This window comes from Streptomyces sp. NPDC079141, from assembly GCF_040686775.1.
Lineage (GTDB): Bacteria > Actinomycetota > Actinomycetes > Streptomycetales > Streptomycetaceae > Streptomyces.
In genome coordinates this window covers 170,878-192,567 of the sequence record NZ_JBFBLP010000011.1, presented here as the reverse complement: position 1 = coordinate 192,567, position 21,690 = coordinate 170,878, and the positions used below count along the sequence as shown (strand labels likewise).

Below are 21,690 nucleotides of genomic sequence, written 5' to 3'. Positions count from 1 at the left end.
GCTGTATCGATATGCGGCTCCGCCGCGCGGGCGCGACCAGCCACGACGGCGCCGCAGCCGGCGGAGCGCTCAATCGGAGCCCCTGCCCAGAAGCACCGCCGTCACCAGGTACGGAATCGCGAACACCGCGAAGACCGTGCTGTGCGCGGCCGTGCCGCCGAGGACCGCGTAGCCGGCGTACACGGTGATCGTGCCCAGCTCCGTGGCCAGTCCCGCGACCGAGGTGAGCGTGGCGCGGCCGGTGCCCTCGATGCGGTGCTGGAGCCGGGCGTCGGCGACGACGGTCGCCAGCTGGAAGCCGCCGAAGGCGAGGGCGACGAGGGCCAGGCCGAGCGGGGTGCGGGAGCCGGCGCCCAGGGCCAGGGCGAGCGCGGCGCCCGCGAGCAGCCAGGCGAAACCGCGGGTACCGAGGCGTTCGGCCCGCCCGGCGAGCAGGCTGCCCGCCGTGGCTCCCGTCCAGATCAGCAACAGCAGGTAGGGCACCAGCCGGTCGGGAACGCCGGTGTCCCGGACCAGCAGCGGGGTGTACTCGTCGAGCGCGCCCCACACCGCGCCGACGGCCGGCACGAGCAGGATCGCGCCGCGCAGGGACCGGTCCCCGCGAGCCTCGGAGAGTCCGGCGCGCAGGGTCGCCGACCAGCTGCCGCTCTCGGCGCCCGCCGCCTCCCGGTGCTCCGGGAAGCGGGTGGCCACCGCCGCCGTGAGCAGGCAGGCGAGCACGCTCGCCGCGCCCACCGCCGCATAGCCGCCGTACGCGAACACCGGCCCGGCCCCCGCCATCGCCGCCATGACGGCGACCAGGCCTGCCGCCTGGGCCCTGCCCATCACGCGCGCGTACCGGTCGGCCGCGCCGAGCCGGTCCAGTTCCTCGTAGACCAGCGCCTCCAGGGCACCGGAGCCCAGCGCTCCGCGCACGCCCCACAGCACGAAGCCGACCGCGAAGGCCCAGTACGAGGGGACGAGGACCCACAGGGCGAAGCCGACGGCGGTGAGCAGCGGGCCGAGCCACAGCAGCAGCCGGCGCGAGACGGCGTCGGCCCAGGCGCCGGAGGGCACCTCCAGCAGCACGCCGGTGACCGACCACAGGGCGAAGAGGGAGGAGATCTGCCACAGCGACAGCCCGGTGTCGACGAACAGCAGCGCGTACACCGGGTAGAGCAGGACGAATTCGTCGAGGAACGCGTAGCCGTACAGCGTGGTCGTCAGGCGGCGGACGCCGGTGTCGGGCACGCGTGCGGGTGAGAGTGTCATGAGGCCTTCCCGAAGGGGCGGATCGGACGCGGTGGGTACGGCGTCCGAGGCGGCCCTCGGGAGGCACGACTGGTGGATCAATGTCGCCAGGTCATGGCACCGATGTTAGGCGGGCCCGGCCCCTTCGTGCACGGAAAATGTGGTGATCACCGCCGCGTGGTCGGAGGGCCAGTCGTTGTCCTCGACGTCCGGCAGGAGCCGCGGACGGCCGCTGACATGCGTACGGGAGCCGAGCACCCGCAGTCCCCGGTGCAGCACGAAGTCGATGCGGTCCTGGGGCTCCTCGGCCTCGGCATGAACCGGCGACCAGGTGTGCCCGGGGTCCTGGACCGGGTCGGGATTGGCCTCCCGGTAGGAGTCCTTGAAGCCCGCCTCCTCCGCCGCCCTCGTCACCGGCCACTCGACGTCCGGCCAGTCCAGGTGGGAAGGGCAGTTGAAGTCGCCCACCAGCACGACCGGCACCGAGTCGCCGATCCTGCGCAGCGTGTCCCGCATCTGCGCGAGCCGCACGCCTTCGTGAACGGTCGGGTCCCCGTCGGTCACGTACGGCCCGTACGACCGGTAGTCGAGATGGGCCGTCCAGATGTCGATCTCCCGGTCCCCTACGGCGATCCGGGCGCCGGCCGCCCCGTAGAACCCGACGTCCGGGTCGCCCAGGCGGGCCGTGATCGGGAAGCGGCTGACGATGCCGAGGTTCTCCCCGGCCCGGTGGTGGTGCCAGCCGAGCGCCTCGGCGAGCTCCTCGGCGGCAGTGCCGTACGTCTCCTGGAGGCCGACCACGTCCGCACCGGTCTCGGCGATGATCTTGAGCTGCTTGGCCCGGTGGTCGCGCACCTTGGTGCCGCCGTACCAGAGGTTCCAGGTCATGACGCGCAGTTCGTACGGCAGCAGGGCGCGCAGTCGCTGCGGGGTGACGCCGGTCAGGGTGTCCAGGACGGTCCGTCCGGGCGCCGCGTCGATGGGGGCCAGCGAGGGCACGGCGAGGACGGTGCAGCCGGCCGCCTCGGCGGAGCTGACGCCGGTCTGCGTGTCCTCGACGGCGACGCAGGCGGCGGGGTCGACGCCGAGGGCGTGGCAGGCGGCGAGGTAGGGGTCGGGGGCGGGCTTGGTGTGCTCGGTGTCGTCGGCGGTGACGGAGACGGCGAAGCGTGCGCTGCCGAGCGCCTCCAGCACGGTGTCGGCGACGGCCCGCGGCGAGGCGGTGACCAGCGCGGTGGGCACACCGTCGCGGGCCAGGGCGTCGAGCAGGTCGAGCGCGCCGGGGCGGGGCACGATCCCGGTGCGGACGCGGTCGGCGAACCCCCGGTGGAGGGCTTCCGCGAGGTCCGCGGCGGGCCGGCCCGTCTGCGTGGCCAGCCAGTCCGCGGTGTGCTCGACCGGTCGGCCCAGTACGTCCGGCTCGTCCGCCTCGGTGAGCGGCCGTCCGGCGACCTGGGCCACCGCCTCCCACCACAGCCGCTCGGTGTCGACGAGGGTGCCGTCCATGTCGAAGAGCACGGCTTGAAGCATGTGGGTCTCTCTCATCCTTGGGTACGTTCCGCCACCAGCACCGGCCGCTCCGGCAGCGACACGCGCACGGCTGCGCCGACGGCGGGCGCCTCGTGGGCGGGCAGGTCGGCCTTGACCTCGGTGCCGCCGTCGAGTCGAACGGTGACCCGGACGACCGCCCCCAGGAAGGCGGTGGCCACGACCTGGGCGCCGCCCGTCTCGTCGGGCCGCACTCGAACGGCCTCGGGGCGCACCAGGACGTCCACCTCGCCGGTCCCGGGCGCCTCCCCGTCGACCGGCAGGCGCTGTCCGAGCACCTCTACCTCGGACCCCTTCAGGGATCCGGGGATGCGGCTCATCGTGCCGACGAACTCGGCGACGAACGCGGTGGCGGGCCGGCCGTACAACTCGGCGGGGGCGGCGCACTGTTCGAGCCGTCCGGCGCGCATCACGGCGACCCGGTCGGCCATGGACAGCGCCTCCTCCTGGTCGTGCGTGACGAACAGGGTGGTGATGCCGAGCTCCTGCTGGAGCCGCCGGATCTCCTCGCGCAGGCTCAGCCGCACCTTGGCGTCGAGCGCGGAGAGCGGCTCGTCGAGCAGCAGGACCCGCGGGCGCAGCGCGAGCGCGCGGGCGAGCGCCACCCGCTGCTGCTGTCCGCCGGAGAGCTGGTGCGGGAACCGCCCGCCCTTGTCGGCGAGGCCGACCAGATCCAGCAACTCGGCGGCCCGCGCCCGCCGTTCGGCCGTGCGCACCTTGCGCATCCGCAGCCCGAAGGCCACGTTGTCGAGCACGTCGAGGTGCGGGAAGAGGCTGTACGACTGGAACACCATCCCGGCGTCGCGGCGGTGCGCGGGGACGTCGGTGACGTCGTCGCCGTCCACCAGCACCGCACCGGCGTCGGGGTGTTCGAACCCGGCGAGCATGCGCAGGGCGGTGGTCTTGCCGCAGCCGGACGGGCCGAGCAGGGCGAGGAGTTCGCCGGGCCGGACCGCCAGATCGAGGCCGTCGAGGGCGAGGGTGGCCCCGAACGACCGGCGCAGGCCGCGGAATTCGACGGTGGCCGCCTTTTCGAGCGTCTTCATGATCGGGAGTCCTTAGGAATACGTCCGCCGAAGCCGGCGAGCACGAGGAGCAGCACCCAGGTCACCAGCAGGCTGAGCACGGACACGGCGACGGACAACTGGGCCTGCGAGCCGCTGACGTTGACGATCCACACGGCGAAGGGCTGGAAGCCGAGCAGCTGCGCCACGGTGAACTCGCCGAGCACCAGCGCGAGGGTGAGGAAGGAGGCGTTGAGCAGCGCGCCGCGCAGATTGGGCAGGACGGCCCGCACCAGCGCCTGCGGCCGGCTCGCTCCGCAACTGCGCGCGGCCTCGACAAGGGTGCGTACGTCGATGCCGCGCAGCCCGGCGTCCAGCGCGCGGTACACGAACGGCAGCGCCATCACGACGTACGCCAGGACCAGTACGACGGGGAAGTCCGGGTTCTGGACGGCCACGAACGTCTGGAACAGCGGCGTGCGCGACAGATGCTCGGGCCCCCACTTCAGGACGGTGCCGATACCGGCGACGAACGCGATCGGCGGGACGACCAGCGGCAGCGAGCACACCACCTCCACCACCGGCCGCAGCCGTTGTGCGCCGAGCCGCAGCGCCACGGTGGCCGGCACCGTCAGCAGCAAGACCACGGCGATGGTGGCGGCGGCCAGCTCCAGCGAGAGCAGCAGGCTGGAGACGAAGCCGTCGGTGGCGAGGATCCGGGTGTACGCCTCGAAGGTGAGGCCCTGGCCGGGCACGTCGACCGTGAAGACCACGGACGCGGCCAGCGGTACCAGGAAGTACAGCGCGGCGAGGCCCAGCACGCCCCCGCGCCACAGGTTCAGGCGAGCCATCGCGCACTCCGTCGTTGCAGGGGCAGGTACACGGCCATGACCAGGCCCGCGACGAGGACCATGTCGAGGCTGAGGGCGAGCGCCACGTTCTCCTGGCCGACCAGCACATTGCCGGACAGGGCGTCCGCGATCTGGAGGGTGACCAGCGGGACGGAGCTGCCGACCATCGCGGCGGCGGTGGCGTAGGCGGCGAAGGCGCTGCCGAAGAGCAGCACAAGACCGCCGAGGAGGCTCGGGGCGAGGACGGGCAGGGCGACGTGGAGCCAGTACTGCGCCGGGGTGGCGCCGTTGCTCTGCGCCGCCTCGCGCCACTGGACGCGCAGTCCCTCCAGGGCCGGGGCGATGGTGAGCACCATCAGCGGGACCAGGAAGTACAGGTAGACGATCACCAGTCCCCAGAAGCTGTACAGGTCCCAGCCCTTGTCGGTCAGGCCCAGGTGCCGGGTCAGCACACCGGCGTTGCCGAGGGTGGCGACGAAGGCGAAGGCGAGCGGGACGCCGCCGAAGTTGGCGAGCACCCCGGACGCGGTGAGCACGGCCTCGCGCAGCGCGCGGGAGCGGGAGGTCACCACGGCCTGCGCGAGCGGCAGTCCGAGCAGGGCCGCGAGGGCCGCGGAGACGGCGGACAGCTTCACGCTGCCGAGCAGGGCCGTCAGATACGCGCCCTGGAGCGAGGCGGTGAGGTTGGCCGTGCTGTACGCACCGGTGTCCTTGGCCGTGAAGGCGCCGTCCAGGACGGCGAAGGCCGGGAGCCCGAAGGCCAGCGCGGTGAAGGCGAGCAGCGGGACGACGGCGAGCCCGCCGAGGGACCGGCGCCGCCGCTTCACCGCAGCGGCGGGCGCCGTGTCGACCCGGGTGAGGGTGGCCGTCATCCGGCGACGGCCCCCGCCCAGCCCTGTCCGAGGACGGTCTTGGCCTTGTTCTGCTGGGCCCCGGTCGGGAAGGAGGGCGTCCCGGCGACCTCGGGCAGCTTGGCCGCGGCGGCCTTGTCGAGGGTGCCGGCCTGCTGCATTGCGGGCATCAGGGCGGGACGGGCGAAGCCCTTGAGCCACAGGTTCTGGCCCTCGGCGCTGTAGAGGTACTCCTCCCACAGACGGGCGGCGGCCGGGTGCGGGGCGTCCTTGTTGACGGCCTGGGAGTAGTACTGGGAGAACCTGCCGTCCTCCGGTACCGACACCTGCCAGTCGACGCCCTTGGACTTGAACTCCTCGGCGTAGCCGGCGTTGAGGTAGTCCCAGTCGATGCTGATCGGCGTCTCGCCCTTCTCGACGGTGGCCGGGGTGGACTCGACGGGCGTGTAGTTGCCGTTGTCCTTCAGCTTGGCGAAGAAGTCGAGGCCGGGCTGGATGTCGTCGAAGGAGCCGCCCTCGGCCAGCGCGGCGGCCCAGACGCCGCCGAAGGCCGAACCGGACTTGGTGGGGTTGCCGTTGAGCGCGACCTGGCCCTTGTAGACCGGCTTGAGCAGGTCGGCAAAGGTCTTGGGGCACACCTTGACGCGCTTGGCGTCGCAGCCGATGGAGATGTAGCCGCCGTAGTCGTTGTACCAGCGGCCCTGTGCGTCCTTCTGCTCCGCCGGGATGTCGTCGAACGCCTGCACCTTGTACGGCGCGAGCAGCCCCTGCTGGGCGGCGCTGAGCGCGAAGGAGCTGCCGAGGTCGAGGACGTCGGGGGCGCGGTCCTGGCCCTTCCTGGACGTCACGGCGTTGATCTCGTCCTGGCTGGAGCCGTCCGGGTTCTCGACCTGGACCTCGATGCCGTACTTCTTCTCGAATCCGTCGATGAGGGCGCCGTAGTTGGCCCAGTCGCGGGGCAGCGCGATGGCGTGCAGCGTGCCCTCCTTCTTGGCCGCCTGCACCAGCGCGTCCATGCCGCCGAGGTCGGCGGCGGAGGTGGCGGTGGCGGCGCTCTTGCCGTCGGCGGTGGTCGACGCGTCGTCGGGGGCGGCACCGCAGGCGCTCAGGGCGAGTGCGGCGACGACGGCGAGGGCTCCGCCACGGGCGGCGGTTCTCGGCAGGGACAGGGTCACGACTGCTCCAGGGGACGCACGAGGGTTCAGGAGATGCTGCGAACTTGTCTGAACAAGTTGGCCTCAGTACGCCCGTCGCGGGTGTCCCGCTCGTAAACAGTGGAGAAACCCTGAGCCCTGATTCTGTGCACAGTCCCGGCTGACACGGATCAACCACGGAAGTCGATTACGCTGATCACGCTGTGCACAGCAACCGAACCAGAGGGGAAGCATGGCGGCGCGACACGAGGAGATCGCCGACGAACTGCGCCGGGCGATCGACCGCGAGGAGTACACCGTCGGCAGTCTGCTGCCCGCCGAGACGGAACTCGCGGCCCGCTACGGCGTCTCGCGCGGCACCGTCCGGCAGGCGCTGGCGGCAGTCACCGCCGAGGGGCTGATCGGCTCGCGCCAGGGCGCCCGGCGCGTGGTGCTGGCCGGCCGCCGCAGCCAGAGCTTCGCCGAGCTGCGCAGCTTCGCCCAGTGGGCCCGCGCTATGGGCCGCGAGGCGACCGGGCACGTGGTGGCACAGCAGTTCCGCCCGGCCACCGCCGAGGACGCCGGGCGCCTCCAACTGGCCGTGGGTACCGAGGTGTTGCAGGTCCTGCGACTGCGCGGGCTGGACGGCGAGCCGGTCCTGCTGGAGCGGACCGTGTACGCGGACTGGATCTCCCCCGCCGTCGCGTCCATCGAGCCGGACTGTCCGTCCGTCACCCAGCGCCTGTTCGAGGACACCGGTCTGGTCTTCGCCTACGGCGAGCATGTCATCGACGCGGTGGCGGCGGGCGCCCAGGACGCGGAACTGCTCGGCATCCGCCGCACCAGCCCGCTGCTACGGGTCCGCCGTGTGACCACGACCCGCGAGGGCCGCCCGGTGGAGTGGTCGGACGACCGCTACCGCTCGGACGCGGTGAGCTTCAGCGTGCACAACTCGATAGGGAACAACGCGCTGGCCCGGAAGACGGGCGACGCGCTGTAGGACCGTCAGGTCGGTGACCCGGAGGAGAAGCGCCGCAGCAGCGGCGACAGCACCAGCACCGACTTGGTCCGTTCCACGAACGGCTCCCCGGCGATCCGCTCCAGGACCCGCTCGAAGTGCCGCATGTCGGAGGCGAAGACCTGTACGACCGCGTCCGCGTCCCCGGTCACGGTGGACGCGGCCACGACCTCCTGGTACCGCTCCAGACCTCGCCGGATGGTGTCCGGCGAGGTGTTGTGCCGGCAGTAGATCTCGACGAACCCTTCGGTCTCCCAGCCGAGCGCCGACGGGTCGACCCGTACGGTGAAGCCGGTGATGGCTCCGGTCGCGCGCAGCCGGTCCACGCGCCGCTTCACGGCGGGCGCGGACAGGCCGACGAGTTGCCCGATGTCCGCATAGGAGCGGCGGGCGTCCTCGGCGAGGGCGTGCACGATGCGTTCGTCGAGATCGTTCAGCACTGCGGGTGGTTCACTTCGTTTCTGCTGTGGCAAGACGGGAACGGCGGAAGCCGTACACGAAGTAGAACACGAGACCGGCGGCCATCCAGAACCCGAAGACCACCCAGGTGACGGTGTCGAGGCTGAACATGTTGTACGCGCAGAACAGGAAGCCCAGGACCGGCAGGACCGGCCCGAAGGGCACCTTGAACGTGCGCTCCAGCTCCGGGCGCTTGTAACGCAGGACGATCACCGCGATGTTGACCAGGGCGAAGGCGAACAGCGTGCCGATGCTGGTGGCGTCGACCAGCTTGCCCAGCGGGATCAGCGCGGCGAGCACACCGCAGAAGGCGGACACGATGACCGTGTTGAGGCGGGGCGCGCCGGTCTTCGGGTGGACCTTGCCGAGCGCCTTGGGCACCAGGCCGTCGCGGGACATCGCGAAGAGGATGCGGGTCTGGCCGTAGAGGACGGTCAGGACGACGCTCGCGATGGAGATGACCGCGCCGAGGGCGAGCAGGGTGCCCCAGAAGGTCTGGCCGCTGGCGTCGTTCATGATCGCGGCGAGGGAGGCCTCGGAGCCCTCGAACTTCGTCCAGTTCCAGGCGCCGACGGCGACAGCGGCGACGAGGACGTACAGCACGGTCACGATGATCAGCGACAGCATGATCGCCCGGGGCAGGTCCTTCTTGGGGTTCTTCGCCTCCTCACCGGCGGTGGAGGCGGCGTCGAAGCCGATGTAGGAGAAGAACAGCGTGGCACCGGCGGCGCTGACGCCGGCCATGCCGAGCGGCATGAAGTCCTCGTAGTTGCCGGACTTGAAGCCCATGAAGCCGACGGCGCAGAACAGCACCAGGGCGGCGATCTTCACGGCGACCATGATCGTGTTGGCGCGGGCGGACTCGCGGACGCCGCCGAGCAGGAACACCATCGCCAGCAGGACGACGATCAGGGCGGGCAGGTTGATGATGCCGCCCTCGCCGGGCGCCGAGGACAGCGCGGCCGGGATGGTGACCCCTATGGTCCCGTCGAGCAGCTCGTTGAGGTACTCGCCCCAGCCGACGGCGACGGCGGCCACGGACACGCCGTACTCCAGCACCAGGCACCAGCCGCAGACCCAGGCGACGAGTTCGCCCATGGTTGCGTACGCATACGAGTACGAGGAGCCCGCGACCGGGATGCTGCCCGCCAGCTCGGCGTACGACAGCGCCGAGAACAGGGCCGTGAGACCGGCGATGACGAACGCCAGGGTGACGGCCGGGCCGGCCTCGGGGACGGCGTCGCCGAGGACGACGAAGATGCCGGTGCCGAGGGTGGCACCGATGCTGATCATGGTGAGCTGCCACAGTCCGAGGGAGCGCCGCAGCGAGCCTCCCTCACCCTGGCCGCCCTCGGCGACCAGGTGTTCCACGGGCTTGCGACGCATCAGACGCGCGCCGAGCCCCGGGGACGGGGGTGCGGCCTGTGTCTGCTGCGGGGGTGTGCCTTGATCGAGCACGCGCTGACTCCTTCGTCGCTGCGACTGCGCGACGGAGACCAGGCGGATACTGCGGGAACCCACCGAGCGGGGTCCCCGCCACGCCACGTACGAGGCGACAGCCTATGAGCTGGGGCGTTGCCGTTGTAATGCAGCAACCTTGCGTGTGCCCGGATGATCATTGCGTTGATCGGGGCTGGGCGGGCGTTCGTTGCACGACGGCTGTCGACCGTTGCGCGGGGCCCTTCCGGACCCGGAAACGCGAACGGCCCCCGTCGTGTTCGACGGGGGCCGTTCGGACGGACTGTGCGTCAGCTCCAGCTGGCGTGCAGCGGCTTGCCCTCGGCGTAGCCGGCGGCGCTCTGGATGCCGACGACGGCCTTCTCGGCGAACTCCTCAAGGGAGCCGGCACCGGCGTAGGTGCAGGACGAGCGGACGCCCGCGATGATCGAGTCGATCAGGTCCTCGACGCCCGGACGGGCCGGGTCGAGGAACATGCGCGAGGTGGAGATGCCCTCCTCGAACAGCGCCTTGCGGGCGCGGTCGTAGGCGGACTCCTCCGAGGTGCGGTTGCGCACGGCACGCGCGGAGGCCATGCCGAAGGACTCCTTGTAGGCGCGGCCCTGGGCGTCGTGCTGGAGGTCGCCCGGCGACTCGTAGGTGCCCGCGAACCAGGAGCCGACCATCACGTTGGACGCACCGGCGGCCAGCGCCATCGCCACGTCACGCGGGTGCCGGACGCCGCCGTCCGCCCACACGTGCTTGCCGTACTTCTTCGCCTCGGCTGCGCACTCCAGCACCGCCGAGAACTGCGGCCGGCCCACGCCGGTCATCATGCGGGTGGTGCACATGGCGCCGGGGCCGACACCGACCTTGATGATGTCCGCGCCCGCCTCGATGAGGTCGCGCACACCCTCGGCGGCGACGATGTTGCCCGCCACGATCGGGACCTGCGGGTCGAGCGCGCGCACCACCTTGATCGCGCTGATCATCGACTCCTGGTGGCCGTGCGCCGTGTCGATGACGAGCGTGTCGACACCGGCGTCCAGCAGCTGCTTGGCCTTGCCGGCCACGTCGCCGTTGATGCCGACGGCGGCGGCGATGCGCAGCTTGCCGTTCGCGTCCACGGCGGGCGTGTACAGCGTGGCGCGCAGGGCGCCCTTGCGGGTGAGGATGCCGGCGAGCTTGCCGTCGGCGTCCACGGCCGGGGCGTAGCGCCGGTTGTGGTGGTCGAGGGTGTTGAAGGCCTCGCGGGGGTCGATGTCCGCGTCGAGCAGCAGCAGGTCGCGGGACATGACCTCGGCGAGCTGCGTGAAGCGGTCCACGCCGGTCAGGTCGGCGTCGGTGACCACGCCGACCGGCTTGTGGTCCTCGTCCACGACGACACCGGCGTTGTGCGCGCGCTTGGGCAGCAGCGCCAGCGCGTCGGCGACGGTCTGGTGCGGGGCCAGCACGATCGGGGTGTCGAGGACGTGGTGGCGGCTCTTGACCCAGGAGACGACATCGGTGACGACGTCGATCGGGATGTCCTGCGGGATGACCACCAGGCCGCCGCGCCGGGCCATCGTCTCGGCCATACGGCGGCCGGCGATGGCGGTCATGTTGGCGACGACGAGCGGAATCGTGGTGCCCGTGCCGTCCGGGGAGCTGAGGTCCACGCCCTGCCGCGAGCCGACCGCGGAGCGGCTCGGCACCATGAACACGTCGTCGTACGTCAGGTCGTACGCGGGCTGGATGTCATTGAGGAAACGCACGTGCTGCACATCCCAGTCGATCAAAGGTGGCCCCCGGACAGGTCAGCCAGGGGGAAAGAGCACGTACTTCATTGTCCCATGTCGGCCGGAATGCCATACACAGTCTGTTCATCCAGGCTGGTCAGACGCCGTTAGGAGGATCCTCCAAGCGCAAGGGCCACGGTGACCGCGGAGGCCTGCGAGAACACCTCACGGGCGATCTCCCACTCCTCCGGACGCGCCCCGGCAAACAGCTGCCAGTTCCGTACGACGACCACGACGGCGTCCTCGGGCCACAGGCCGGGATCCGACAGGACGTCGGCCAGCGCGTCCCAGTTGCGGCCGAAGTAGTCCGGCAGCCCCAGGTCCCGCAGGCACCGGTCCATCAGCCCCGCCTTGTCGGTGACCCCCGCGAGGTCCAGCGTGGCCAGGACTTCCGTCATCTCAGTACCGCCCTGAACGAGTCGTGGTGAATGTCGGTGCACACAGAGCAGCGCCCCGGGAGCGAACCGCAGCAGCATGCCACCGATGCCGCCACGGCCCCCGCCCCCGGGGCGCTCCCGTCATGACCTTCCGTCAGAGGCCGTCCGGGTCGGCCCGGTTCAGCGCCGGCTTCGGCGTCGGCCCGGCCGTCATCAGGACGTCCGCCGCCGCCGTGTCCGTCACCAGGCTGGTGACGAGCCCGGAGCGCAGCACCGCGTCGATCGCGGCCGCCTTCCGCTGCCCGCCCGCGATCGCCACGACCTCGGGGATACGGCGGAGCTGGTCGGCCTTGACCGTGATACACCGCTCCCCCAGGTCACGGCCGATCCGGCGGCCGTCGGCATCGAAGAGGTGCGCCGACATCTCGGCGGCGACGCCGAGCGAGGCGTAGTGCGCCCGCTCCTGGTCGCTGAGCATGTCGTGCACCGTGGAGATGCCCGGCTCCCAGGAGCCGATGGAGACACAGGCGACCGTGACCTTGTCGAAGTACTCGAAGGCCCGGGCGATCCCGGTCTGGTTGCGCAGCGCCGCCGCGGTGGCCGCGTCCGGCAGCAGCATCGGCGCGTAGATGGGGTGGGCGTCGCCGCCCGAGACCTGGGCCGCCCGGCGGACCGCCTCCACCGAGCCGCGCTCGGCGGTGCCGGCGTCGTACACGCCCGTCAACTGCACGACCGTGCACGGCGGCAGCCGGTCGAGGGCGGCCGCCATGTGGATGGTGGACCGGCCCCAGGCCAGCCCCAGCACATCACCTTCGTTCACCAGCTCGCCGAGCAGATCGGCGGCCACTTCTCCCAGGTTCTCCGGATCGGGAGACTCCTCGGCCTCCGCCGGGGACTCCACCACGACGGCATGCCGCAGGCCGTAGCGGGCGCGCAGCGCGTCCGAGCGCTCTGCGTCCAGCTCGGCGGGGACTCGGATCTCGATACGCACGAGATCCCGTTCAAGAGCGGTCTCCAGGACCCGGGCCACCTTGAAGCGGCTGACGCCGAACTCCTCCGCGATCTGGATCTTGGACTTGCCCTCAAGGTAGAAGCGGCGGGCCATGGCCGCCGCCTGCACCAGCTCAGCGGGTCCCATCCGCATGGCTGACCGGCCCGCCGACATACCCGACACGGCGATCTCCTCACTACTGCTGTTCACACTCTGGATTCGCCGTTCATCCTTGCAGATCCGGCGCGCTTGATCAGCCCTGATGGGCGCCGTTCACGTTCCCTTGGCTCAGTGGTCGCATGCCCAGGCCGCGGACTTGGACACGGTTTCCGCCTGTGCACGCAGGGCGCGGACCGCTTCGGCGGGGTCCTGAGCCCCGTACACCGCCGAACCGGCCACGAAGACGTCCGCGCCCGCCTCCGCGCACTGCTCGATCGTCGAGGCCGAGACCCCGCCGTCGACCTGAAGCCACAGCTCAAGGCCGTGCTTGCTGATCAACTCGCGGGTCCGGCGAATCTTCGGGAGCATGATGTCGAGGAACGCCTGGCCCCCGAAGCCCGGTTCGACCGTCATGATCAGCAGCATGTCGAGCTCGGGGAGCAGGTCCTCGTACGGCTCGATGGGCGTCGCGGGCCTGAGCGCCATGGAGGCACGGGCCCCCTTGGCGCGGATCTCGCGGGCCAGACGCACGGGCGCGGCGGCGGCCTCGACGTGGAAGGTGACGGAACCGGCCCCCGCCTCGACGTACTGGGGCGCCCACCGATCGGGGGCCTCGATCATCAGATGGCAGTCCAGCGGAGTGTCCGTCGCACGGGCGAGCGACTCTACGACCGGCACACCGAGCGTGAGGTTCGGGACGAAATGGTTGTCCATGACGTCGACGTGGAGCCAGTCGGCTCCTTCGACCGCCTTCGCCTCGTCCGCGAGGCGGGCGAAGTCGGCGGACAGAATGCTGGGATTGATCTGCGCGGCCATGACCCAAGCGTATGCGCTCCGCCGAAGTTGAGCGGCGGGGGTATGGGGGGTGGCGGTTTTGGGCCGTCTGCGGGTTGTATGTGGCTGGTCGCGCCCACGCAGCGGCAGCCGCAAGTCAAGTACAGCCTCGCGCCCCTCGGGGGCCGGTGCGGAGGTTTCCATGCGGAGTGACCGGGGTGTCGCCCACTTCGTCTGTGGACGACGGGCCAAGTGGGTCGTACTGGTGCTGTGGCTCATCCTGCTGTTCCTTACGGCGCCGTTCGCCCAGAAACTCACCGATGCCCAGGACAACGACGCCGCCTCCTGGCTGCCCGGCTCGGCCGAGTCCACCCAAGTGCTGGAGATCTCCGAGGACTTCAGGCCCGAACAGATACCCGCGGTCGTCGTCTATGCCCGGGAGAGCGGGCTCACCGCCGCGGACAGGGCGGCCATCGAGGAGGACGTCCAGCAGCTCAAGCAGCTCTCCGACCACGGCATCCGCGGCGACGAGACCCGCGGCCCGGTCTACGACCGGGAGACCGATCCCCGCGCCGCACAGATCTATGTGCCGATCACGATGGACGAGAAGGGCTGGGAGCGGATCGCGCCCGCGGTCGACTCCATCCGGGAGGACGTCGGCGAGGGCGGGAACGGCCTCGCCGTGCACATCACGGGCCCGGGCGGCACCTCGGCCGACTTCGCCGAGGCCTTCGAGGGCATCGACTCCACCCTGCTGCTCTCGGCGATGGCGGTCGTCATCGTCATGCTGCTGATCACCTATCGCAGCCCCACGCTCCTGCTGGTCCCGCTGCTCGCCGTGATCGCCGCCCTGTTCACCTCGCAGGCCCTGATCTACCTGCTCGCCGAGCATGCGGGCCTGACGGTCAACGGCCAGAGCGCGGGCATCCTCACCGTCCTCGTCTTCGGGGCGGGCACGGACTACGCGTTGCTGCTCGTCGCCCGCTACCGGGAGGAGCTGCGCCGCCACGAGGACCGGCACGAGGCGATGGCGCTGGCCCTGCACCGCGCCGGCCCGGCCGTGATCGCCTCCGGCGCGACCGTCGTCCTGAGCATGCTGGTGCTGCTGGCGGCCGAGATGAACTCGACGAGGGGTCTCGGCCCGGTGGCGGCCATCGGCGTGGCGGTCGCCCTGCTGGCGATGATGACCCTGTTCCCCGCCATGCTGGTGATCTGCGGCCGCTGGATCTTCTGGCCGGCGATCCCGCACCTCGGCACCCCGAACCCGGCCGACAGCGGACTCTGGGCCCGCATGGGCCGCCGCTTCGCCGTCCGTCCGCGCATGGTCTGGGGTGTCACGGCGGTGACCCTGGCGATCTGCTCCCTCGGCCTGATCCAGATGCGTGCCGAGGGCATCAGCAACGCGGACGCCTTCACCGACAAGCCGGACTCGATCACCGGCCAGGAGGTCTCGGCGCGCTACTTCCCGGCGGGCAGCGGCGATCCGCTGGTCATCATCAGCAACCAGGCGCAGGCCCAGGAAGTCGGCCGGGCCGTCGCGGAGACCGAGGGCGTGGTTCCCGAATCCCTGGGCCTGCCGGCGGGCACCAAACCCTCCTTCGAGGGCAAGGTCCTCTTCGAGGCCACGATGTCCGACCCCGCCGACAGCGAGGCCGCGAAGCAGACGGTGGAGCGGGTCCGGGACGCCGTGCACGCGGTGCCGGACGCCGACGCGCAGGTCGGCGGCGGTACGGCAGCCCTGCTGGACATGGACGAGGCGACCACGCGCGACAACATAGTGATCATCCCGCTGGTGCTGGTGGTCGTCCTGCTGATCCTGTGCGTGCTGCTACGCGCCCTGATCGCCCCACTGCTGCTGATCGGAACGGTGATCCTGTCGTTCGCCGCGGCCCTCGGGATCAGTGCGCTCGCGTTCCGGTACCTGTTCGACTACGCGGGCGAGACGACGGACTTCCCCTTGTTCGTCTTCGTCTTCCTGGTCGCCCTGGGCATCGACTACAACATCTTCCTGACCACCCGGATCCGCGAGGAGGCGGCCCGCCAGGGCACCCGCCAGGGCACGGTGACCGGCCTCGCCGCGACCGGCGCGGTCATCACCTCCGCGGGCCTGGTCCTGGCCGGCACCTTCGCCGCCCTGGGCACGCTCCCGATGGTCGCCTTCGCCGAGATCGGCTTCGCGGTGGCGCTGGGCGTGCTCCTGGACACCTTCATCGTGCGGTCGGTCCTGGTCACGGCGCTGTTCCTGGACGTGGGGAAGAAGGTGTGGTGGCCGCATGAGCTGGCCCGCCACGACGGCGCGGAGACGCCGTCCGCGGAGAAGGAATCGGTGAGCCAAACGCCCTGAGGGGCGCGGGGCTGTCTCGATGTGCGGCTCCGCCGCGGTGGGGGTCCCTCCCGCGCGAGCGAAGCCGAGCGTGGGGGAGCGACAAGCGACGGCGGACCCGCGCCCGCCTCCGCTACGGCGCCGTCCGCCGGATCAACGCCAGATACATCGCGTCGGTCCCGTGCAGATGCGGCCACAGCTGCACATCGGGCCCGTCCCCCAGATGCGGCACGCCGGCCATCAACGGCCGCGCGTCCATGAGTTCCGCCGAGGGGAACTGCTTGAGCACGTCGTCCACGACCGCCCGCGTCTCGGCGAGGTGCGGGGAACACGTGGCGTACCCGACGACGCCCCCGACCCGCACGGACTCAAGCGCGGTCCGTAGCAGGGCCCGCTGCAGCGGCGCGAACCCCTCAAGATCCTCCGGCCGCCGCCGCCACCGCGCCTCCGGCCGCCGCCGCAGCGCGCCGAGCCCGGTGCACGGCACGTCCATGAGCACGCGGTCGAAGGCGCCGGCCTGCCACGGCGGCCGGGTCCCGTCGGCGGCGATGACCTGATACGGCCCCGGGTTCCCGGCCAGCGCCTTGGCGACCAGTCCCGCCCGGTGCGGCTGCTTCTCGGAGGCCAGCAGTACGGCACCGCGCTCCGCGGCCAGCGCGGCGAGCAGCGCGGCCTTGCCGCCCGGCCCGGCACACCCGTCGAGCCAGCGCGCGTCGCTCCCTTCGAGCGGCGCGTTGGCCAGCGCGAGGGCGACGAGCTGACTGCCCTCGTCCTGCACCCCCGCACGCCCCTCCCGTACGGCCTCGATGGCACCGGGCTCGCCGCCCTCGGCCAGCCGCACGGCGTACGGCGACCAGCGCCCCGGCACCGCGGCGTCCTCGTCGAGGAGTTCCTCGGTCGTGGCCCGCCCGGGCCGGGCGACCAGAGTCACCTCAGGACGCTCGTTGTCGGCCTCCAGCAGCTCCTCGATGCCGGCGCGTCCGCCGCCGAGCGAGTCCCACAGCGCGGAGACGACCCAGCGCGGATGCGAGTGCACCACGGCGAGGTGGTCCTCGGGGTCCTCGTCGTAGGGCGGGGCGACCTGTTCGATCCACCCGTCGAGATCGTGCTGGGCGATCTTGCGCAGCACGGCGTTGACGAACTTGGCCCGCCCGTCGCCGAGGACGACGCGGGCGAGCTCGACGGAGGCGGACACCGCGGCGTGCGTCGGGATCCGTGTCCCCAGCAACTGGTGCGCGCCGAGGCTCAGCACGTCGAGCACCGGCGGGTCGACCTCCCTGAGCGGCCGGTCGACACACGCGGCGATGACGGCGTCGTACGTCCCCTGCCGCCGCAGCGTGCCGTAGACGAGCTCGGTCGCCAGGGCGGCGTCCCGGCCGTCGAAGTCCCCCTTCTCCCGCGCCTTTCGCAGCAGGGGCGGCAGAACGAGGTTGGCGTAGGCGTCCCGCTCGTCCACGGCCCGCAGGGCCTCGAAGGCAAGGATGCGGACGGGGTCCTTCTGGGGCCGACGGTAGGGCTTGCCGGGTTTGCGGGGCCGACGGGAGGTGTCGCTCACGAAAAAGGTGCTCCGGATTGCTGGATGAAGTGTGCGTCCAGCGTACGTCTCGCCCCTGCCCGGTGCGCGGCCGGTCAGGCGCCCACGCGCTCGCCTTCCCCGATGCGCACACCGCGCGCCCAGTCCGCCGCCCGCATCGGCTTCTTGCCCTGGGCCTGCACCCACAGCAGCTCCACGGCGTAGGAGCCGGTACCGACGTGGACGCTGTTCTTGCCGACGGACAGTTCGCCCGGGGCCAGGTCGGTGCGCTGCGGCACCGGCGTGACCTGGATGAGCTTGAGCCGCTCGCCCCGGAAGACGGTCCAGGCGCCGGGCGCCGGGGTGCACCCGCGCACCACCCGGTCCACGCGCAACGCGGGCGTGGCCCAGTCCACCTGGGCGTTCTCGACGGTGATCTTCGGGGCGACGGTGATGCCGTCGCCCGGCTGCGGTACGGCCTTCAGCGTGCCGTCCTCGATCCCGTCCATGGTCGCGGCGAGCAGCCCGCTCCCCGCGAACGCGAGCCGCGTCAGGAGGTCTCCGGCGGTGTCGGTGGGCCGGATCTCCTCGGTGACGGTGCCGTAGACGGGACCGGAGTCCAGCCCTTCCTCGATGAGGAACGTGGACGCACCCGTGATCTCGTCGCCCGCCATGATGGCGTGCTGCACGGGAGCGGCGCCGCGCCAGGCGGGCAGCAGCGAGAAGTGCAGGTTGACCCAGCCGTGGGCCGGGATGTCGAGGGCGACGCGCGGCAGCAGCGCTCCGTATGCGACGACGGGGCAGCAGTCCGGCGCGATCTCCCTGAGCCGCTCCAGGAATTCGGGGTCCCGCGGCTTGGCGGGCTTCAGCACCTCGATCCCGGCCTCCTCGGCCCGCTCGGCCACGGGAGACGCGACCAGCCTCCGCCCCCGCCCGGCCGGCGCGTCGGGCCGCGTGACGACGGCGGCCACGTCGTGCCGCCCGGAGGCGATCAGAGCGTCCAGAGCGGGAACGGCGACCTCGGGGGTACCGGCGAAGACGAGCTTCATGGGCGGGTAAGGGCCTCTCGGGCGGAAACGAGTGACGGGCAGCCCCCAAGTCTATGACCACCAAGGAGGAGCCGCCGACGGCGAGAACCCCCACAGGAGAGCCGGCCGAAGGCCGAGGCGCGAACAGGCGCACTACGGCGCACGCATATGCCACCACGCCCCCGCTGCGTGACCAGCGGAGCGTAAACGCGTTGGTCAAGAAAGAGTTGACCACAGTGGGCCGCACATCGCGCGGCCCCATCCTTTTCAACGCCGGTTCGAGAGGCTTGTTCATGGCCGACCACGCAACCCACGACGCCCAGGCTCGGGCCAGCCTGCACTTGCTGGTGCGGGACATCGAGCGGGTCCGCCGGCAGGTGGACGCACTGCGCACCCTCACCGCCCAGTTGGGCAACGTCTACCGCCCGCGCCGCTCCGGCCCGTCCACAGGCTTCGTCGTCTACGGACGCGCCCCCGCCCCGACGGTTCGTCTCGCCCAGGAGCTGCGGGACAGTGTCGAGACCCTGGTCACGGCCGCCGTGGACTTCGACCGTTCACTCGGCTTCTCGTGGGACGCGGTGGGCTCCGCCCTCGGCGTCACCAAGCAGGCGGTCCACCGCCGCTACGGCGCCCGCCGCGCCGCGACCCAGGCCGCCGCCGAGGCCGAGCGGACGACCGAGCCGACGGGCAGCCGCACGGTCAACGTCAACACCGGCATCCCCTCGGTGCCGACGGTCCCCGCGGCCAGGTCCATGCCGACCCAGCCGACGGCGGGCAGCCCCGTCCTCCGCGACGAGGCAAGACCCACGGCCTTCCCCGGCCCCCGCAACGGCTGACACCCCCAGCCCCTCTGTCCTCCCGCGCCGACATCGGGAGGACAGGGGCCGCGACAGCACGCCAGCGTCCCTGCCTTCCCGCCCTCACGGCGCGAGCCGTCCGAGCCGCCTGCGCCCACATCCGGAAGCCAGGGCCCGCACCACCCCCGCCACCGCACCTCACCCAATGTCAGGCGGATCGACCCGAACCCGCACCGCGGCCTCCCCGCCCGCACCGCCGCGGGCCATCCGAGCCGCCTGCGCCGCCTTCAGCGCCGCCGCCAGCGCGGACCCGCTCCCCGGCGGCACCCGGATCAGCGCACGCTCCCAGTGCTCCCCCGCCGGCGGCGCCCCGGTCCTCCGTGGCCGCCCCGCGGCCGTGACGGGCAGCGGCACCGGGCCCAACACCTCGGCATCCCGAGGCAGTTCCACGGCCCGCAGAAACTCCCCGACCGCCTCCGTCGCCCCCGACACGGCCGCCATCCGCGACACCGGCGGAAAGCCCAGCTCGGCCCGCTCGGCCAGCTCCCGCACCGCATGGCCGACGGGATCCCATCGCACCAGTGCCTGCACGGGCCGCAGGGTCGGCTCGGCAACGACGACCACGGTCCCCCCGGCGCCCTGCGGCCGCACCAGCGAGGCGGCCGCGATCCATCGCCGCAACGCGTCCTCCCCGGCCCGCAGATCGGGCCGCCCGAGCATGGCCCACCCGTCCAGCAGCAGCGCCGCCGCGTACCCGCCCTCGGCGACCGGCTCGGCCCCGGGCGTGCTCACGACGAGCGCGGGCGCGCCCGGCACCGTGTCCAGGACATGCTCACGTCCGGAGGTCCGCACCGGCACGGCGGGAAACGCCCGCCCGAGCTCCTCCGCGGTCCGCCGCGCCCCGACCACCTGCGCCCGCAGCCGGAAGGAACCGCACTCCGGACAGTGCCAGGCGGCCTCCTCACGCCCGCACCACCCGCACCGCAGCGCATCCGCGTCCTGCGCCTCCAACGGCCCGGAGCAGTGCCGACAGCGCGCGGGGGCCCGGCAGTTGGCGCACGCCATCCGCGGCACGTACCCCCGGCGCGGCACCTGAACAAGCACGGGCCCTTGCCGCAGCGCGTCCCTGACGGCCTGCCAGGCGAGCGAGGGCAGCCGAGCGGCGCGCGCGGCCTCGTCCCGGGCGAGATCGGTGTCCCCGACGGTCCGCACCAGCGGAGCCGCGGCCCGTACGTGCTCCCGGGCGGCGACGAGCGGCCGCGCCCACCCGCTCTCCACGAGCTGCGCGGCCTCCACGGTGCAGCTCCAGCTGCCCAGCAGGAAGCCGCACTTGTCCTGGGCGGCCCGCAGCAGCAGCACATCGCGCGCATGCGGCTGCGGCGCGTGCGGCTCGCTGTGGCTGTCGTCCCCGTCGTCCCAGATGGCGACCAGTCCGAGGTCCCGCACCGGCGCGAACATGGCGGCGCGCGTCCCCACGACGGCCCGTACGGAGCCCCGCCGTACCGCCAGCCACTCCCGGTACCGCTTCTCGGGCCCGGCGTCGGCGGTGAGCACGGCGTGCCGCCCCTCCCCCAGCAGCGAGGTCAGCGCGGCGTCGGCCCGCGCGACGGCCCGTCCGTCCGGCAGCACGACCAGCGCCCCCCGCCCGGAGGCGAGGGTTGCGGCAACCGCCCGGGCCAGCTCGTCGGCCCACTCGGGCCCGGGCAACGCGTTCCACACGGCACGCGGCGCCCCTCCCGAGGCCAGCGACTCCAGGAACGCGGCCCCGTGCTCGTACCGCCGCCAGGACCCCGCCTCGGGCGCCGTCGGCGCCGGCCGGGGCTCCGGCGAGGGCCGCTGCTCGGCCCGCGCGTTGCGCGGCGGCACGGCGAGCTGAAGCACATCGGCGAGACTCCCCGCGTAGCGGTCCGCGACCGCCCGCGCGAGGCCCAGCAGCTCCTCACTGAGCACCCGCTCCGGCGACACCACCTGCGCCAGCGCCGCCAGCGGCCCGGAGTAGTCGGACTCGGCGAGCCGCTCCACGAGGAACCCGTCGATGAGCCCCCCGCCCTCACGCCGCCCGTCCCGCACCCGATGCCGCCCGGCCCCGAACCGCACCCGCACCCGCACCCCCGGCTGCGCGTCCGCGTCCAGCTCCGCCGGCACGGCGTAATCGAAATACCGATCGAGATGCAGCACACCCTTGTCGACCAGTACCCGCGCAACCGGCAGCTGCTCCGCCAGCGCGGCCCCCCGCCACGTCCGGGGCTTGGCCCGGGGCTCCTTGGCCTTGCGCACACTCTCCCGAATCAGCGCGAGCTGCTCGGGCGGCGCTCCTTCGGCGCCACCACCGCTCTGCCCGTTATCGCTGCTCACGCTTGCATTCTTACCAAACACCACTGACAACCGACGCCCGCCCTGGATCGCCCCGGCCGCGGAC

Annotated in this window: 18 protein-coding genes; 3 read left to right on the top strand and 15 right to left on the bottom strand. The window is 72.2% G+C overall.

Features of this window, described 5'->3' with window-relative positions; genetic code table 11:
• Positions 1-69 precede the first annotated feature (69 nt).
• The 6 genes from AB0Q90_RS27580 to AB0Q90_RS27555 form a co-directional block, all read right to left on the bottom strand.
• Positions 70-1,251 (bottom strand): MFS transporter, encoded by a 1,182-nt coding sequence (locus AB0Q90_RS27580; RefSeq protein WP_363164606.1) that lies wholly within the window; start codon positions 1,249-1,251, stop codon positions 70-72.
• Between the two features lie 105 nt (positions 1,252-1,356).
• Positions 1,357-2,775: an HAD-IA family hydrolase gene (locus AB0Q90_RS27575; RefSeq protein WP_363164607.1), complete on the bottom strand. Its 1,419-nt coding sequence runs from the start codon at positions 2,773-2,775 to the stop codon at positions 1,357-1,359.
• Positions 2,772-3,824, bottom strand: coding sequence for an ABC transporter ATP-binding protein (locus AB0Q90_RS27570; RefSeq protein ID WP_363164608.1), 1,053 nt, complete (start codon positions 3,822-3,824; stop codon positions 2,772-2,774). The genes AB0Q90_RS27575 and AB0Q90_RS27570 overlap by 4 nt, the downstream gene beginning before the upstream one ends.
• On the bottom strand, positions 3,821-4,633 hold the full coding sequence (locus AB0Q90_RS27565) for an ABC transporter permease subunit (RefSeq protein ID WP_363164609.1): 813 nt from the start codon (positions 4,631-4,633) through the stop codon (positions 3,821-3,823). Before AB0Q90_RS27565 ends, AB0Q90_RS27570 begins: the two co-directional genes overlap by 4 nt.
• Entirely contained in the window at positions 4,621-5,505 is an 885-nt protein-coding gene (locus AB0Q90_RS27560; RefSeq protein WP_363164610.1) for an ABC transporter permease subunit, read from the bottom strand. Before AB0Q90_RS27560 ends, AB0Q90_RS27565 begins: the two co-directional genes overlap by 13 nt.
• Positions 5,502-6,659: an extracellular solute-binding protein gene (locus tag AB0Q90_RS27555; RefSeq protein ID WP_363164611.1), complete on the bottom strand. Its 1,158-nt coding sequence runs from the start codon at positions 6,657-6,659 to the stop codon at positions 5,502-5,504. Before AB0Q90_RS27555 ends, AB0Q90_RS27560 begins: the two co-directional genes overlap by 4 nt.
• Positions 6,660-6,870: 211 nt before the next feature.
• On the opposite strand from AB0Q90_RS27555, the gene AB0Q90_RS27550 reads away from it, so the two are divergent.
• A complete protein-coding gene (locus AB0Q90_RS27550; protein ID WP_363164612.1) occupies positions 6,871-7,617 on the top strand; it encodes a GntR family transcriptional regulator in 747 nt (248 codons plus the stop codon).
• Positions 7,618-7,622: 5 nt separating this feature from the next.
• Here the strand turns inward: AB0Q90_RS27550 and AB0Q90_RS27545 are convergent, their stop codons facing one another.
• From AB0Q90_RS27545 to rpe, 6 genes are all read right to left on the bottom strand, one after another.
• Positions 7,623-8,075 carry an Lrp/AsnC family transcriptional regulator gene (locus tag AB0Q90_RS27545; protein WP_048581051.1) on the bottom strand — a complete coding sequence of 151 codons (453 nt, stop codon included), beginning with the start codon at positions 8,073-8,075 and terminating at the stop codon, positions 7,623-7,625.
• A 10-nt stretch (positions 8,076-8,085) separates the two neighbouring features.
• Positions 8,086-9,552, bottom strand: coding sequence for an amino acid permease (locus tag AB0Q90_RS27540; protein WP_363164613.1), 1,467 nt, complete (start codon positions 9,550-9,552; stop codon positions 8,086-8,088).
• A gap of 290 nt (positions 9,553-9,842) precedes the next feature.
• Entirely contained in the window at positions 9,843-11,285 is a 1,443-nt protein-coding gene (locus AB0Q90_RS27535) for a GuaB1 family IMP dehydrogenase-related protein (RefSeq protein ID WP_363164614.1), read from the bottom strand.
• A gap of 131 nt (positions 11,286-11,416) precedes the next feature.
• Entirely contained in the window at positions 11,417-11,707 is a 291-nt protein-coding gene (locus AB0Q90_RS27530) for a barstar family protein (protein ID WP_363164615.1), read from the bottom strand.
• Positions 11,708-11,840: 133 nt separating this feature from the next.
• The gene (locus tag AB0Q90_RS27525) at positions 11,841-12,851 is read right to left on the bottom strand and encodes a sugar-binding domain-containing protein (RefSeq protein ID WP_363164642.1); all 1,011 of its coding nucleotides are present in this window, start codon (positions 12,849-12,851) and stop codon (positions 11,841-11,843) included.
• A gap of 114 nt (positions 12,852-12,965) precedes the next feature.
• A complete protein-coding gene (rpe, locus tag AB0Q90_RS27520) occupies positions 12,966-13,652 on the bottom strand; it encodes a ribulose-phosphate 3-epimerase (RefSeq protein ID WP_363164616.1) in 687 nt (228 codons plus the stop codon).
• Positions 13,653-13,812: 160 nt separating this feature from the next.
• Between rpe and AB0Q90_RS27515 the strand changes: the two genes are divergently transcribed.
• Positions 13,813-15,954 (top strand): MMPL family transporter, encoded by a 2,142-nt coding sequence (locus AB0Q90_RS27515; protein ID WP_363164617.1) that lies wholly within the window; start codon positions 13,813-13,815, stop codon positions 15,952-15,954.
• 112 nt (positions 15,955-16,066) lie between these two features.
• Here AB0Q90_RS27515 and AB0Q90_RS27510 read toward each other — a convergent pair whose 3' ends face one another.
• Together AB0Q90_RS27510 and fmt are read right to left on the bottom strand one after the other, a co-directional pair.
• Complete coding sequence (locus tag AB0Q90_RS27510) at positions 16,067-17,488, bottom strand: transcription antitermination factor NusB (protein ID WP_363164618.1); 1,422 nt, start codon at positions 17,486-17,488, stop codon at positions 16,067-16,069.
• A gap of 74 nt (positions 17,489-17,562) precedes the next feature.
• The gene (fmt, locus tag AB0Q90_RS27505) at positions 17,563-18,495 is read right to left on the bottom strand and encodes a methionyl-tRNA formyltransferase (RefSeq protein ID WP_363164619.1); all 933 of its coding nucleotides are present in this window, start codon (positions 18,493-18,495) and stop codon (positions 17,563-17,565) included.
• A 272-nt stretch (positions 18,496-18,767) separates the two neighbouring features.
• Here fmt and AB0Q90_RS27500 point away from each other — a divergent pair, with 272 nt between their 5' ends.
• Positions 18,768-19,310, top strand: a complete 543-nt coding sequence (locus AB0Q90_RS27500; protein WP_363164620.1) for a hypothetical protein — start codon at positions 18,768-18,770, stop codon at positions 19,308-19,310.
• Between the two features lie 159 nt (positions 19,311-19,469).
• Here the strand turns inward: AB0Q90_RS27500 and AB0Q90_RS27495 are convergent, their stop codons facing one another.
• Complete coding sequence (locus AB0Q90_RS27495) at positions 19,470-21,626, bottom strand: primosomal protein N' (RefSeq protein WP_363164621.1); 2,157 nt, start codon at positions 21,624-21,626, stop codon at positions 19,470-19,472.
• Positions 21,627-21,690 lie beyond the last annotated feature (64 nt).

Excerpts from the sequence above, each read along its gene's own strand:
- AB0Q90_RS27580 (WP_363164606.1), bottom strand. The coding sequence starts at position 1,251 with ATGACACTCTCACCCGCACGCGTGCCCGACACCGGCGTCCGCCGCCTG.
- AB0Q90_RS27575 (WP_363164607.1), bottom strand. The coding sequence starts at position 2,775 with ATGAGAGAGACCCACATGCTTCAAGCCGTGCTCTTCGACATGGACGGC.
- AB0Q90_RS27570 (WP_363164608.1), bottom strand. The coding sequence starts at position 3,824 with ATGAAGACGCTCGAAAAGGCGGCCACCGTCGAATTCCGCGGCCTGCGC.
- AB0Q90_RS27565 (WP_363164609.1), bottom strand. The coding sequence starts at position 4,633 with ATGGCTCGCCTGAACCTGTGGCGCGGGGGCGTGCTGGGCCTCGCCGCG.
- AB0Q90_RS27560 (WP_363164610.1), bottom strand. The coding sequence starts at position 5,505 with ATGACGGCCACCCTCACCCGGGTCGACACGGCGCCCGCCGCTGCGGTG.
- AB0Q90_RS27550 (WP_363164612.1), top strand. The coding sequence starts at position 6,871 with ATGGCGGCGCGACACGAGGAGATCGCCGACGAACTGCGCCGGGCGATC.
- AB0Q90_RS27530 (WP_363164615.1), bottom strand. The coding sequence starts at position 11,707 with ATGACGGAAGTCCTGGCCACGCTGGACCTCGCGGGGGTCACCGACAAG.
- AB0Q90_RS27525 (WP_363164642.1), bottom strand. The coding sequence starts at position 12,851 with ATGTCGGCGGGCCGGTCAGCCATGCGGATGGGACCCGCTGAGCTGGTG.
- rpe (WP_363164616.1), bottom strand. The coding sequence starts at position 13,652 with ATGGCCGCGCAGATCAATCCCAGCATTCTGTCCGCCGACTTCGCCCGC.
- AB0Q90_RS27515 (WP_363164617.1), top strand. The coding sequence starts at position 13,813 with ATGCGGAGTGACCGGGGTGTCGCCCACTTCGTCTGTGGACGACGGGCC.
- fmt (WP_363164619.1), bottom strand. The coding sequence starts at position 18,495 with ATGAAGCTCGTCTTCGCCGGTACCCCCGAGGTCGCCGTTCCCGCTCTG.
- AB0Q90_RS27500 (WP_363164620.1), top strand. The coding sequence starts at position 18,768 with ATGGCCGACCACGCAACCCACGACGCCCAGGCTCGGGCCAGCCTGCAC.